Origin of the sequence: Pseudoduganella ginsengisoli (assembly GCF_009720865.1) — a bacterium.
Classification (GTDB): domain Bacteria; phylum Pseudomonadota; class Gammaproteobacteria; order Burkholderiales; family Burkholderiaceae_D; genus Rugamonas; species Rugamonas ginsengisoli.
Genome location: NZ_WNLA01000002.1, coordinates 187,164 through 199,806 on the forward strand (window position 1 = coordinate 187,164; position 12,643 = coordinate 199,806).

A 12,643-nucleotide genomic window follows, 5' to 3' on the forward strand; every position below is an offset into this window, starting at 1 on the left:
GGAAGCATATGAAAAAAGCAGTATCCATCATCGCCGCCGCTGCCGTTGCAGCAGCCACGTTTGCCGCCACGGCGCCGGCCATTGCCCAGCAGGGCCCGAAGCCGGAAAACCTGATCAAGTGGCGCCAGTCCGCATTCCAGCTGGTCGCCTGGAACACGGGACGCATCAAGGCGTCGCTGGACGGCACGTACAACAAGGATGAAGTGCAGCGCGCCGCCAACAGCATCGCCGCCATCGCCAACGGTGGCCTGGGCGCCCTGTTCGCGCCGGGCACGGAACAGGGCAAGGGCTGGCACGACACGAGCGCCAAGCCGGAACTGTTCAAGGATACGAAAAAGTTTTCTGAATTCGGCGCAGGCTTCGGCAAGGAAGCCAATGAACTGGCTTCCGTGTCCGCTGGCGGCGACGTCAATGCCATCAAGGCGCAATTCGGCAAGCTGCAGCGCACTTGCAAGAGCTGCCATGACGACTTCAAAGCGAAGGATTAATCCGTGAAAATCACACTTCATACTTCGTTGCTGGTTTGCGCCACCGTGGCCGCTTCCGCGTGGGGCGGCCACGTGCTGGCGCAAGCTGCGGGCCAGGGCGCGGCGGGAGCGCCTTCGACGGCGCGCTCCACCGATCCTTCCAAGCCGCTGAGCTTTTTCGTCACCAGCGAGGGCCCCGGCAAGGGCGCGGACCTGGGCGGACTGGCGGGTGCGGATGCGCACTGTCAAAAGCTGGCGGCGGCAGTGGGCGCGGGCGGCAAGACGTGGCGCGCGTATCTGAGCGCCCAGGCAGCCGATGGCCAACCGGCTGTCAACGCGCGTGACCGGATTGGCAAGGGCCCATGGTTCAACACGCGCGGCGTGCAAATCGCCCGCGACGTCGCCCATTTGCACGGCGACACGGTGGAGGCCGCGCAGTTGGGCAATAACCTGAGCAGGACGACCGCGCTGACGGAAAAGAACGAGCCAGTCAAGGGCGCGGGCGACAAGCCGAATGAGCATGACATCCTGACGGGTTCCACGCCGGATGGACGGGCCTTTGCCGATGCGGCCGACCGTACCTGCAAGAATTACACGACCAGCGCAGCAGAGGGTTCCGCCCAGCTGGGCCACTTCGACCGCACTGGCGGCGGCAACACGTCGTGGAACTCCGCCCACCCAAGCCGCGGCTGCGGCCAGCAAAACCTGGTCTCGACAGGCGGTGCGGGCTTGCTGTACTGCTTCGCAGCGAACTGACCTGGCATGCTCCACCCAAAGCACGCGCACCCCGCGTGCTTTTTTTATTGGGTCAGACGTGCGTTCATGCAAACTTCCCGTGGGGTCAGACGTGCATTCGTGCGTTCCGAAGCCGGCGTTTCGCCTTTAGCTACAAGCTGTGTAAATTTCGAGCCAAGATTAACGGCGTCGATGCAGTGCTTCGGCGCCGGATCGGGCGCTTTTCCTGGCGCCGCGCTGAACCCTATCTGTCCTTGCGCGCAATGAAGAACGCCAGGCAGTGCCTGGCGTTTTAAATAGCTCCCGAATTTTGTGCACGTAGCCCGGCATGAAATCCCAGGACTAGGTGCACGAATGCACGTCTGACCCCACCGGGGAAATGCATCAATGCACGTCTGACCCCATGGATTGGGCTTCGACTCTTTTAATGCTGTCTTCGATGGTGCGGGCCATTGGGCTGCCGGCGGGCGCCAGCGACAGGATTTTCTTCCAGGCGCGCAAGGCGCTGTCATAATCGTTGCGTTCCAATGCAGCGCTGCCCAATAGCGCCAGCACTTGCGTATGTTGCGGATTCAAGGCCAATGCCTTGTTCAGCAATTGCTCTGGCGCTCCTGATAAATGCTGTCCCTGCGCCATTCCTAGTACCACCGCATAATCGGCCAGCAAATCCGCACTCTCCCCTTCCAGCGCCAGCAATTGCTTGTACGCTCCGGCGGCCTGGTCAAAGCGGCGCAGCGTTTCATATGAGCGCGCCAGCATGCGCCAGCCTTCTGCATCGCCGGGCCGCGCCTGCAGCCTGGCTGCCAGCCGGGCCACCATGGCTTCCACTTGCGGCGGCGCCGCTTCTTCCACCAGTTGCTGTTCAGGCAGTAGCGCGGCAGGATTGCCCAGCGCAGCATATAGCCCGGCCGCCAACAGCAGCGGCGCCACGGCAATAGGCAGGGCCGAACGCCACCGGCCCCACCGCGATGCCGCAGCCCAGTCACCGGCGCGCACCAGCGGCACGGCCACGGCGGCAAACGCCAATCCCCCCATCGCTACAGCCCCAATCAAAAATCCATTCATGCCGATCCTCCCTGCTGCCGCTGCAGCGTGCGCCACAGCCACCACAAACCACCACCCAGCAAAACAAACGGTCCAAACCACAGCGGCCATGTACTGGCCCGCACGGGCGGCTTGTACAGCACGAAGTCGCCATAACGCTGCGTGAGGAACGCCACCACGTCATCTTCACTGCGCCCCGCCGCCAACTGTTCGCGCACTACGCCCTTCAAATCGCGCGCCAGTTGCGCATTCGAATCCGCGATGGTCTGGTTGTCACACACCAGGCAGCGCAATTCGGACGACAACCGCTCCACCCGCGATTCCAGCGCGCCCCCCGACGGCGCAGCGGAAACCGCCGCGCAAGCCAGTGCCAGCAAGGCCGTCAATCCCAGCAACGCCAGACCCTTGCGCGTGCGCGACGCCCGCAAATAGCGCCGCTGCATCGCACCCCGTTGAGAAAATTCATGCACGTTCCAGCTCCTTCACCAGCGGCAGCAACTTGTCCCGCACCACTTCTTGCGTCACGGGCCCCACGTGGCGCATGCGGATGTGCCCCTGCTTATCAATGACAAACGTTTCCGGCACGCCGACCACGCCCCAATCCATGCCCACACGCCCATCGCCGTCGAAAACGGCCGCCGTATAAGGGTTGCCATGTTCGGCCAGCCAGCGTCCGCTTTCGTCCAGCTTATCCGTGTAATTCAACCCCACGATCGGCGCCACGCCCTGCTTCGCCAAATCCACCAGCACCGGGTGTTCGGCGCGGCAAGGTCCGCACCACGACGCCCATACATTGAGCAGCCATACCTTGCCCGCCATTTGCTGCGACTGGAAAGCAGGACCCGGCGCGCCGATGCGCTGCAGTGTAAAGGCCGGCGCGGCCTTGCCCGCCAGCGCCGAAGGTTTGTCGTCCGGCTTCAGGCGCAGCCCAGCGCCCAGCAAGACCAGCAACGCGGCGAAGACCGCCGCAGGAAAATAACGCTTCATGCCATTGCTCCTTCTGCCAGTTTCCCGGCCGTTGTTTGATGAACAGCTGCGGCGCCGGCACGGCGCGCACGGTAGCGGCGGTCAAAAGCCGAGAGGAAGCCCCCCAGCGCAATTGCCAGCGCACCGCCCCAGATCCAGCCGACAAAAGGCTTATGCTGGATACGCACCTGCCAGCCGCCGTCGGCGGCAGGCTCGCCCAGCGAGACATACAAGTCGCGCGTCCAGCCCCGGTCGATCGCCGCCTCCGTCATGGGCGCCTGCTGCACCGGGTAATAGCGCTTTTCCGGCTGCAGCACGGCGATGCGCCGGCCTCCTTCCCACACTTCAAAAGTGCCCTGCGCCGCCACGTAATTGGGGCCATCGTGGCGCTCCATCGCGGTGAACCGGTATTCCAGCCCGCCAGCCTGCACGGCCGATCCCACCCGCAAACTGGCATCGGCATGGCTTTCCCCCGACTTCACCAGCGTCACGCCGGCTACGAATACGGCCAGTCCGCCATGCGCGGCCAGCATGCCCCAGTAACTCGCAGGCTGGCGCAGCAAGCGCAAGCGCCACTGGCCGCCATCCAGCAAGCGCCGCCACAGGTGCAGCGCCGTGGCCAGTGCGATCCACGCGGCGAGCGCCACGCCCAGCGCGCCCAGAACGCCATACCCGGCGCCAAATCCCGCCGCCAGCCCCGCCAGTGCGGCAGCTTGCGCCGCATAGCGCAGCGACACTGGTAGCGCCTGCCACGTATCACGCTTCCACGCCACGAAAGGGCCCAAGGCCAGCAACGCCAGCACAGGCAGCATCAGCGGCGCAAAAACCGCGTCGAAGTACGGCGGCCCGACAGAGATCTTGCCCAGGCCCAGTGCATCGAGCGCCAATGGGTACAGTGTCCCCAGCAGCACGGCAGCCGTGGCAGACAGCAGCAGCACGTTATTGAGCAGCAGCAGCGACTCCCGCGACCACACGGCAAACGTCCCGCCCTTGACCACTTGCGCCAGCGACGGTGCACGCCATGTGTACAAGCCTAATGCCCCGCCAATCACCACGGTGAGGAAACCGAGGATGAACAAACCCCGCCGCGGATCGCTGGCAAACGCGTGCACGGACGACAGCACGCCCGAGCGCACGAGGAAGGTGCCCAGCAGCGACAGCGAAAACGCCAGGATCGCCAGCAAGACCGTCCAGCCCCGGAACGCGCCCCGCTTTTCCGTCACCGCCAGCGAGTGCAGCAGCGCCGTGCCCACCAGCCAGGGCATGAATGACGCGTTTTCCACCGCATCCCAAAACCACCAGCCGCCCCAGCCCAGCTCGTAATACGCCCAGAAACTGCCCATGAAAATACCCAGCGTGAGGAAAGCCCATGCCGCCAGCGTCCACGGCCGCGACCAGCGCGCCCACGCGGCATCGAGCCGCCCGCCCAGCAGTGCCGCCACGGCAAATGCAAACGCCACGGAAAAGCCCACATAACCCATGTACAGCAGCGGCGGATGGATGATCATGCCGATGTCTTGCAGCAGCGGGTTCAAGTCGCTGCCATCGCGTGCCGCGGGAAGCAGCCGCTCAAAGGGATTCGACGTGAACAGGATGAACGCCAAAAATCCGGCGGCAACCAGCCCCATGACGGCCAGCACGCGCGCCGCCACATCGTCCGGCAAACGCCGGCTGCCGCGCGCCACGGCGGCCAGCCACAGCGCCAGCACCTGTATCCACAACAGCAGCGAACCTTCATGCCCGCCCCACGCCCCCGCCAGCCGGTAATACCACGGCAGCATGGAATTCGAATGGGCCGCGACATAGCGGATGGAAAAATCGTTGTGCGCAAACGCGGCCAGCAGCAAGGCGAATGACACCGTGACCAGCAGCGCCAGCCCGTACGCATTGGGCCGCGCCAGCGCGATCCAGCGCAGGTTGCCGCGCCATGCGCCCGCCAGCGGCAGCACGCCCAGCACCAGAGCCAGTCCCAGCGCCAGCATCAGTGCAAAATTACCCAGTTCGCCCGTCATTGCGTTCCCCCTGCATAGGACGCCGCGCCCGCCCCCCTCTCGCTCCACTTTTCCCGCGTGTTGCCGGTGGCCGCGCGCCCGGCCGCAACCGCTTGCGCCGCTTCCGGCGGCATATAGTTTTCATCATGCTTGGCCAGCACTTCATCGGCGACAAACTGTGCATTGCCATCGAGCCGCCCCTGCGCCACCACGCCTTTCCCCTCGCGGAACAAGTCCGGCACGATACCCTTGTAGCGCACCTGTACCGTGTTCGCGTAATCCGTGACGGCAAAGCGCACCGACAAGCCATCGGGATCGCGCTGCACGCTGCCCGGCTGCACCATGCCGCCAAGGCGGAAACTGCGGTGCTGCGGCGCTTCGCCGGACGCCACCTGGGCCGGCGAATAAAAGAACACCAGGTTTTTCTGGAACGCCGACAGCACCAGCGCCGCAGCGCCGCCCAGCGCCACCAGCGCCGCCGCCAACAGCGCCAATCGTTTGTGCCGCCCCGTCATGACGTCCTCCCGCGCGATCCCAGCCGCGCCGACAGTGCGGCCGCACCCAGCGCCGCGCGTTTGCGGCGCGACAGCAGCACCAGTTCCAGCGCCAGCGCAGCGCCGGTCGCCAGCACGGATCCCCACACGTAGACGCCATAGCCGCCCATGGCGGCAAATTCTTCCAGGCTGTGCCAGTTCATCGCGCACCTCCCGCCGCCAGCCGCGCCACCCACGCACTGTTCCCTTCGCGCTCCAGAATGATGCAGCGCAGCCTGACCAGCGCCGCACCTGCCGCATACGCCCACATGGCCAGCGCCATGACCAGCATCCCCAGCAGCATCGGCGTGGCTATCGTGGGCGCGCTGGCAACGGACACGGAGGCGCCCTGGTGCAGGGTATTCCACCATTTCACGGAAAAATAAATGACGGGAATATTCACGACGCCCACCAGCGCCAGCAACGCGCCCGCACGGTCCGCACGGCGCTTGTCGTCAATGGCCGCCTGCAGCGCAATGAAGCCCAGATACAGGAACAGCAGCAGCAATTCCGACGTCAGCCGCGCATCCCATACCCACCACGCGCCCCACGTGGGCTTGCCCCACAACGCGCCGGTCCACAATGCGAGCAACGTAAACAAGGCGCCGGTCGGCGCCAGCGCGCTGGCCATCATGGCTGACAGGCGCGTATTCACCACCAGCCCGACTGCCGACCAGAACGCCATTGCCACGTAAATCACCATCGACAGCCAAGCGGCTGGCACGTGGACGAAAATGATGCGGTACGCGTCGCCCTGCTGGGCATCGGTGGGGGCAATGAAAAAACCAATGTACAAGCCTGCCGCTGCCAGCAGCAGCGACACGGACAGGCACAGCGACGCCAGTGCGCCGGCCGGGCCGTAAAACGCCTGGGGTGACGCAAATTGCAGCCAGCGCCTGCCCCGCCCTGCGGGAATGGCGCCGGTAAAGTGCACGGACATGGTGACTCCTTTCGAATTATTCCAGTGAAATGCGCAAAGCCGCCGCCGCCGCCCACGGCGCCAGCCCCAGGGCAAACGCCAGTCCCGCGCCCAGCAGCAGCAAATGCGCTTGCGGCCCGGCGCCGGTCGACAGCGCGTCCACCGCGCCGGCGCCAAAGACCAGCACGGGCGTGTACAGCGGCAGCGCCAGCAGCGCCACCAGCACGCCGCCGCCCCTGGCGCCCAGCGACAGCGCCGCCGCCACCGCGCCCACCAGGCTGAGGATCGGGGTACCCAGCAGCAGGCTGGCCACCAGCACACCAAGCGATGACGGATCGAGCCCGAATTGCAGCGCCAGCAGCGGCGACAGCAGCACCAGCGGCAACCCGGATACCAGCCAGTGCGCCAGGACCTTGCCCGTCACGATCACGGCCAGCGGCTCCGGCGACAGCAGCATGTGTTCCAGCGCGCCATCGGCGTGGTCGGTGCTGAACAGGCGCGGCAGCGACAAGGTTGCCGCCAGCAATGCCGCCACCCACAGCACGCCGGGCGCCATCGACCGCAAGGCCGCCGGCTCAGGCCCCACGCCCAGCGGGAACAGTGAGCAGGCGATGACAAAAAAGCCCAGTGAACCCAGTGCATCGGCGCGGCGGCGGCAGGCCAGCAGCACGTCGCGCTGTACGGTACTGCGCAGCGCCGTCATCATGGCCGGGCTCCTTGCACATGCGCCGCCGGCCGGGCCCTGGCCTGTGCCGATACGCCTGCGGCCCGCGATGGCGCGGACAGCTGATCCGTACGCCACGCCTGCTGATCGCCATGCCCCGCCGCCAGCTGGTCGAGATCCAGCCGCTGCAAGCGCTGCGGCCGCAGGCTGTGCGCCTGGTGCGTCGTATACACAGCCATGCCGCCGCCATCGAGGTGCGCGGCAAGGCGTTCGCACAGCGCCTGCACCGCTTGCGCATCGAGCGCAGTAAAAGGTTCGTCCAGCAGCAGCAATGGCGGCAGCGGATCCAGATAGAGCCGTGCCAGCGCCACGCGCCGCCGCTGCCCCTGCGACAGCGCATGCGCCGGCAGCATGGCCACATGGTCCAGCCCGGCCCGCGCCAGCGCGGCTTCAGCCTGGCCGCGGCTGACGCGGCGCCCCGACAGCGCCGCGCCGTACACGACGTTTTCCCATGCAGACAAGTCGTCCTTCACGCCCGCCGCATGGCCGCAGTACAGCACGTGCCGGTGATAGTCTTCGCGCAGTTCGCGCACCGGCTTGCCGCGCCAGCACACCTCCCCCTCCGCCGGCAGCCCAAGCCCCGCCAGCAGCCGCAATAAGCTGGTTTTGCCGCTGCCGTTGGCGCCCGACAGCCACAGCGCCTCGCCTTCAGACAGCGCGAAGTCCACCCCCTCGAACAGCCGCCGCCCTCCCCGCTCGCACGCCAGCGCGCAAGCCTGAAACGGGGCGCGCTTCATTGCAGCAGCTCGGCGCCCCGCCCGCCCGGCTGCGCATCGACAGGCAGCGGCTGGCCCGCCGGCTCGTTATCAGGGTAAGCATCGTCACTTCTGCCGGAATGGCTGAGGAGCCCAAAACGCTTCAAGTGCGTGCGCAGGATATTGCGGCTGATGCCCAGCACCCGCGCTGTCTGCACCTGGTTGCGGTGGCACGCATCGAAGGCCGTGCGCACGACGATTTCTTCCACGGAGTCGAATAATTCTGGCTGGTCTGCTTCGATCATGCCGTTAATCAGCGCCGACAGGCGCTGGCGGAAGCCGGCGGACGACGCACTGCCCGGTAGCGGCGTGTGGACCGGCACATGCAGCGGAACGGCCGCTTCATCCCTGGGCCGGCGCCGTGAAATGCCCGACAGTTTCAAATCGTCGGGCTGGATCACGCCATCGCGGCACACGATCAGGGCAAAGTGAATGACGTTTTCCAGTTCTCGGATATTGCCCGGCCAATCGTATTCCAGCAGCGCCAGGCGCGCCGCCGGCGACAGCGTGGCTTCCGGCGCCTTGATTTTTTCACTGTAGACGCCGATGAAATGGCGCGCCAGCGGGATGATGTCGCCGGGGCGCTGGTGCAGCGGGTCCAGGTGCACGGTGGCCACGCTGAGGCGGTAATACAGGTCGGAACGGAAGCGGTCCGCCGCCACTGCCTTGTGCAAATCCACGTTGGTGGCCGCCACCAGCCGCACGTTGAGCGGCACCGGCGTGCGGGCGCCCAGCCGCACCACTTGGCGCTCTTGCAGCACGCGCAGCAGCTTGACTTGCAGCGCCATCGACAAATCGCCGATCTCATCGAGGAACAGCGTACCGCCGTTGGCCGCCTCGAACCAGCCGGAACGCGCCTGCGTGGCCCCGGTGAAGGCGCCGGCCTCGTGGCCAAACAATTCTGCATCGATCAGCGTTTCACTGAAGGCGCCGCAATTGACTGCCACGAATGGCCCGCGGCGTCCGCTGACGTTATGGATGTGGCGCGCAATCAGCTCCTTGCCGGTACCGGTTTCGCCGATGATCAGGGTGGTGGCCTCGGTCGGGGCGATGCGCTCGACCTGTTCCAGCAATTCCGCCGAACGCGGATCGTGGAACATCAGGGCCTTGGCGCGTATCGACAGCGCCATGCCGGACGTATCCGGGAAAGTCAGTAATTTATCCACGCGAGTTCCCCTTGTGCGGCGCAGCAACGATGGCGGCGCCGTTGTTATGTTGGTAGCGTCAGACTACCGGCTGGCGGGGAATTCGCACACGAATCATTCCAACGTAACAAATTCGCAAATTGGATATGAGGCTGGAAATGGTCCAGTTTGACGCACTGCAACGGGACCGTTGTACATGGCGCGGGGTGCAAATAAATGCAAACTATGCAACAATGTTATGTCTCAAATCAATACCTGTTATGAAAGTCCGTTCGCTACTTGCCCTGACCATCACCGTAACCTTGGTGCCGGTCGTGGTGTTTTTCGCTGCGCCGCTGAGCCGCTTGGTCGAGGCGGAGCGCGATGCGGGCGTGCGCACCATGCAGGAAGCAGCGCGCGCCACGTCGCTCGCGGTCGATGCCCAGTGGTACGAAATCATTGGCCTGGTCCGCGCCACCAGTAATTCCAGCAAGCTGGAAGGCAACCAGATGGTGGCATTTGGCAACAAGGCCCGTTCGCTGGTGCAGGGCCGCTCTGCCTACCTGATCCTGTATAACGAGGACGGCCAGCAACTGATCAACACGTCTGTGTCCACCGATGCGGCGCTGCCGGACACGCGCATTGCATCCGGCGAGCGCATTGCCGCTGTGCTGGCCGGGGACAAGCCGGTGATTTCCAATTTGCTGCGTGCTCCCGGCAGCGGACGGCATGTGGTCGCCATGGAATTCCCTGTGCACTTGCCGGAAAACCGCAATTACGTAATGAGCTATGGCTTCGATGCGGCGCTGCTGGCGCAAGCGCTGCCGCCGCCCGCCGAGGGCCGGGGCGTGTTCCGCATCTATGACCGCGATGGGCGCCTGATCCAGAGCAACCGCTTACCGACCGGGGCGGGCTCTATCGCCCCGGCCCCGATTGCTGCCGCCATCAAGTCGCTGGAATCCGGCTTGATCCACACGGGCGACGGCACGTACACGGTGCTGGCCCGTTCCCCACTGACGGGGTGGTGGATTGCGATGTCAGAAACCACGGAAAAAGTCGATGGCACGACGGAGCGCACGGTGCTGTTGTCCAGCCTGGGCCTGGCGCTGGCATTGGCGCTGGCCGTTGCCACCGCCTGGGCGCTGTCCGACCGCGTCGCCAAAGCCATTGCACAAACCAGCGCCGCTGCGCGGGCCATGGGCGCCGGCGGCGACGATCCCCGCGCCCCCAGCGGTATCGACGAACTGGACCACCTGGCGGAAAGCGTTTACCAGGCCAACCGCCTGCTGACGGAAGCGGCGATCGAACGGGAACGCTTGCTGGTGCAGGCGCAGCAGGCGCGTGAAGTGGCCGATGCGCAAAACCGCGCGAAAGATGAATTCCTCGCCATGCTGGGCCACGAATTGCGCAATCCGATGGCGCCCATCAGCATGGCCGCGCACATGCTGTCGATGCCTGGCCTGGACCAGGCCAAATTGCGCCATGCGAGCCAGGTCATCGGCCGCCAGGTCGAGCACATGAACCGCCTCGTCAATGATTTGCTCGATGTGTCGCGCGTGACGCGGGGCTTGATTTCCCTGGAACGCAAGCCGCTGCAAATCCAGTCCATCATTGCCAGCGCCCTGGAACAGGCATCGTCCATCGTCGAGGCGGGCAAGCATGAGCTGGTGGTGGAGACAGGTAACGCGCCACTGTGGCTCAGCGGCGATGCGATCCGGCTGGTGCAGGTGCTGACGAATTTGCTCGTCAATGCCGTCAAATATTCGCCGCCCAATACCCGCATCGTGGTGCGTGCAGCAGAGGAAGGATCGACGCTGGTGCTGTCCGTGATCGACAACGGCAGTGGCATCGAACCCGACCTGCTGCCCCGTATCTTCGACTTGTTTTCACAAGGCGCGCGCCGTCCTGACCGTGCGGCCGGCGGTCTGGGACTGGGGTTGGCTTTGGTGCGGAAAATCGTGGAACTGCATGGCGGCACGGTGACCGCTTACAGTGAAGGTGTGGGCAAAGGCAGCTGCTTTACGATACGGCTGCCGATGTGCGAGGCGCCAGTGGAGACGGAAACCGCGTGACGCGGTTTCCGTGATGAAGGCGACTTACTTCAGGTTGTAGAACGCGTCACGGCCAGGGTACGAAGCCGTTGCGCCCAGGTCTTCTTCGATGCGCAGCAGCTGGTTGTACTTGGCCATACGGTCCGAACGCGACATCGAGCCAGTCTTGATTTGCAGTGCATTGGTGCCCACGGCGATATCGGCAATGGTCGAATCTTCCGTTTCGCCCGAACGGTGCGAGATCACTGCCGTGTAGCCCGCGCGCTTGGCCATTTCAATGGCGGCGAAGGTTTCCGTCAGCGTGCCGATCTGGTTGATCTTGATCAGGATCGAGTTGGCGATGCCTTTCGAGATACCTTCTTTCAAGATCTTGGTGTTGGTGACGAACAGGTCGTCGCCCACCAGCTGCACTTTCTTGCCCAGTACGGACGTCAGGTGCGCCCAGCCTGCCCAGTCGCCTTCGTGCATCGCGTCTTCGATCGACACGATCGGGTACTTGTCGCACCAGGACGCCAGCAGCGCCGTGAATTCTTCAGCCGTCAGCACTTTGCCTTCGCCTTCCAGGTGGTACTTGCCGTCCTTGTAGAACTCGGACGCGGCGCAGTCCAGGCCCAGCGCGATGTCTTTGCCTGGCGCGTAGCCTGCCTGTTCGATGGCCTGGATAATCAGCTTGATCGCATCTTCATGCGATTCCACCGACGGCGCGAAGCCGCCTTCGTCGCCCACGGCCGTCGTCAAACCCTTCTTGTGCAGGATTTTCTTCAGCGTGTGGAACACTTCCGCGCCGTAGCGCAGCGCTTCCTTGAAAGTCGGGGCGCCAACGGGGATGATCATGAATTCCTGGATATCCAGGTTGTTGTCGGCGTGCGCACCGCCATTGATCACGTTCATCATCGGCACTGGCAAGTCCATGCCGCCCGAGCCGCCGAAGTAGCGGTACAGTGGCAGCTTGGCGTCGTCGGCCGCGGCTTTGGCCACGGCCATCGATACCGCCAGGGTCGCGTTGGCGCCCAGGCGCGATTTGTTTTCCGTGCCATCCAGCTCGATCAGGGTGCGGTCGATCAGCGCCTGTTCGGAAGCGTCCAGGCCAATGATGGCTTCCGCGATTTCCGTGTTGATGTTTTCAACGGCTTTCAGTACGCCCTTGCCGAAGTAGCGCTTGGCGTCGCCGTCGCGCAGTTCGATGGCTTCGCGCGAACCGGTCGAAGCGCCCGAAGGTACGGCAGCGCGGCCCGTTACGCCGGATTCCAGCAGCACATCGCATTCCACAGTCGGATTGCCGCGCGAATCGATAATTTCGCGTGCAATGACGTCGACAATTGCAGTCATTTCCT

At 64.7% G+C, this 12,643-nt stretch carries 14 protein-coding genes; 3 read left to right on the plus strand and 11 right to left on the minus strand.

Annotated elements, in window-relative coordinates; translation table 11 throughout:
- The first annotated feature begins 8 nt into the window (after positions 1–8).
- Together GM668_RS05540 and GM668_RS05545 are read left to right on the plus strand one after the other, a co-directional pair.
- Positions 9–488, plus strand: coding sequence for a c-type cytochrome (locus tag GM668_RS05540; RefSeq protein WP_155437943.1), 480 nt, complete (start codon positions 9–11; stop codon positions 486–488).
- Positions 489–563: 75 nt separating this feature from the next.
- Positions 564–1,223 (plus strand): lectin, encoded by a 660-nt coding sequence (locus GM668_RS05545; protein WP_155438138.1) that lies wholly within the window; start codon positions 564–566, stop codon positions 1,221–1,223.
- Between the two features lie 363 nt (positions 1,224–1,586).
- Here the strand turns inward: GM668_RS05545 and GM668_RS05550 are convergent, their stop codons facing one another.
- Genes GM668_RS05550 through GM668_RS05595 form a run of 10 tightly spaced genes read right to left on the minus strand, consistent with a single transcriptional unit; the run spans position 1,587 to position 9,300 of the window.
- Positions 1,587–2,267, minus strand: coding sequence for a tetratricopeptide repeat protein (locus GM668_RS05550; RefSeq protein WP_155437944.1), 681 nt, complete (start codon positions 2,265–2,267; stop codon positions 1,587–1,589).
- Positions 2,264–2,716 (minus strand): cytochrome c-type biogenesis protein, encoded by a 453-nt coding sequence (locus GM668_RS05555; RefSeq protein WP_371868636.1) that lies wholly within the window; start codon positions 2,714–2,716, stop codon positions 2,264–2,266. Before GM668_RS05555 ends, GM668_RS05550 begins: the two co-directional genes overlap by 4 nt.
- Positions 2,709–3,233, minus strand: a complete 525-nt coding sequence (locus GM668_RS05560; RefSeq protein ID WP_155437945.1) for a DsbE family thiol:disulfide interchange protein — start codon at positions 3,231–3,233, stop codon at positions 2,709–2,711. The genes GM668_RS05555 and GM668_RS05560 overlap by 8 nt, the downstream gene beginning before the upstream one ends.
- Positions 3,230–5,224 (minus strand): heme lyase CcmF/NrfE family subunit, encoded by a 1,995-nt coding sequence (locus GM668_RS05565; RefSeq protein ID WP_155437946.1) that lies wholly within the window; start codon positions 5,222–5,224, stop codon positions 3,230–3,232. The genes GM668_RS05560 and GM668_RS05565 overlap by 4 nt, the downstream gene beginning before the upstream one ends.
- Complete coding sequence (gene ccmE / locus GM668_RS05570; protein WP_155437947.1) at positions 5,221–5,718, minus strand: cytochrome c maturation protein CcmE; 498 nt, start codon at positions 5,716–5,718, stop codon at positions 5,221–5,223. Before ccmE ends, GM668_RS05565 begins: the two co-directional genes overlap by 4 nt.
- Complete coding sequence (gene ccmD / locus GM668_RS05575; protein ID WP_155437948.1) at positions 5,715–5,900, minus strand: heme exporter protein CcmD; 186 nt, start codon at positions 5,898–5,900, stop codon at positions 5,715–5,717. The genes ccmE and ccmD overlap by 4 nt, the downstream gene beginning before the upstream one ends.
- Complete coding sequence (gene ccmC, locus GM668_RS05580; RefSeq protein WP_155437949.1) at positions 5,897–6,676, minus strand: heme ABC transporter permease CcmC; 780 nt, start codon at positions 6,674–6,676, stop codon at positions 5,897–5,899. The genes ccmD and ccmC overlap by 4 nt, the downstream gene beginning before the upstream one ends.
- Positions 6,677–6,692: 16 nt before the next feature.
- Complete coding sequence (ccmB, locus tag GM668_RS05585; RefSeq protein ID WP_155437950.1) at positions 6,693–7,361, minus strand: heme exporter protein CcmB; 669 nt, start codon at positions 7,359–7,361, stop codon at positions 6,693–6,695.
- Positions 7,358–8,116, minus strand: a complete 759-nt coding sequence (gene ccmA, locus GM668_RS05590; protein WP_155437951.1) for a cytochrome c biogenesis heme-transporting ATPase CcmA — start codon at positions 8,114–8,116, stop codon at positions 7,358–7,360. The genes ccmB and ccmA overlap by 4 nt, the downstream gene beginning before the upstream one ends.
- Positions 8,113–9,300, minus strand: a complete 1,188-nt coding sequence (locus GM668_RS05595; RefSeq protein ID WP_371868637.1) for a sigma-54 interaction domain-containing protein — start codon at positions 9,298–9,300, stop codon at positions 8,113–8,115. The genes ccmA and GM668_RS05595 overlap by 4 nt, the downstream gene beginning before the upstream one ends.
- Before the next feature lie 239 nt (positions 9,301–9,539).
- On the opposite strand from GM668_RS05595, the gene GM668_RS05600 reads away from it, so the two are divergent.
- A complete protein-coding gene (locus tag GM668_RS05600; RefSeq protein WP_170305501.1) occupies positions 9,540–11,330 on the plus strand; it encodes a sensor histidine kinase in 1,791 nt (596 codons plus the stop codon).
- A 24-nt stretch (positions 11,331–11,354) separates the two neighbouring features.
- On the opposite strand, the gene eno is transcribed toward GM668_RS05600, so the two are convergent.
- Positions 11,355–12,638 (minus strand): phosphopyruvate hydratase, encoded by a 1,284-nt coding sequence (gene eno, locus GM668_RS05605; protein ID WP_155437953.1) that lies wholly within the window; start codon positions 12,636–12,638, stop codon positions 11,355–11,357.
- Positions 12,639–12,643: the final 5 nt, after the last annotated feature.

What these genes read in the sequence shown, in the direction of transcription:
- GM668_RS05540 (WP_155437943.1), top strand. Translation starts at nt 9, where the DNA reads ATGAAAAAAGCAGTATCCATCATCGCCGCCGCTGCCGTTGCAGCAGCC.
- GM668_RS05550 (WP_155437944.1), bottom strand. Translation starts at nt 2,267, where the DNA reads ATGAATGGATTTTTGATTGGGGCTGTAGCGATGGGGGGATTGGCGTTT.
- GM668_RS05560 (WP_155437945.1), bottom strand. Translation starts at nt 3,233, where the DNA reads ATGAAGCGTTATTTTCCTGCGGCGGTCTTCGCCGCGTTGCTGGTCTTG.
- GM668_RS05565 (WP_155437946.1), bottom strand. Translation starts at nt 5,224, where the DNA reads ATGACGGGCGAACTGGGTAATTTTGCACTGATGCTGGCGCTGGGACTG.
- ccmE (WP_155437947.1), bottom strand. Translation starts at nt 5,718, where the DNA reads ATGACGGGGCGGCACAAACGATTGGCGCTGTTGGCGGCGGCGCTGGTG.
- ccmD (WP_155437948.1), bottom strand. Translation starts at nt 5,900, where the DNA reads ATGAACTGGCACAGCCTGGAAGAATTTGCCGCCATGGGCGGCTATGGC.
- ccmC (WP_155437949.1), bottom strand. Translation starts at nt 6,676, where the DNA reads ATGTCCGTGCACTTTACCGGCGCCATTCCCGCAGGGCGGGGCAGGCGC.
- ccmB (WP_155437950.1), bottom strand. Translation starts at nt 7,361, where the DNA reads ATGATGACGGCGCTGCGCAGTACCGTACAGCGCGACGTGCTGCTGGCC.
- ccmA (WP_155437951.1), bottom strand. Translation starts at nt 8,116, where the DNA reads ATGAAGCGCGCCCCGTTTCAGGCTTGCGCGCTGGCGTGCGAGCGGGGA.
- GM668_RS05600 (WP_170305501.1), top strand. Translation starts at nt 9,540, where the DNA reads ATGAAAGTCCGTTCGCTACTTGCCCTGACCATCACCGTAACCTTGGTG.
- eno (WP_155437953.1), bottom strand. Translation starts at nt 12,638, where the DNA reads ATGACTGCAATTGTCGACGTCATTGCACGCGAAATTATCGATTCGCGC.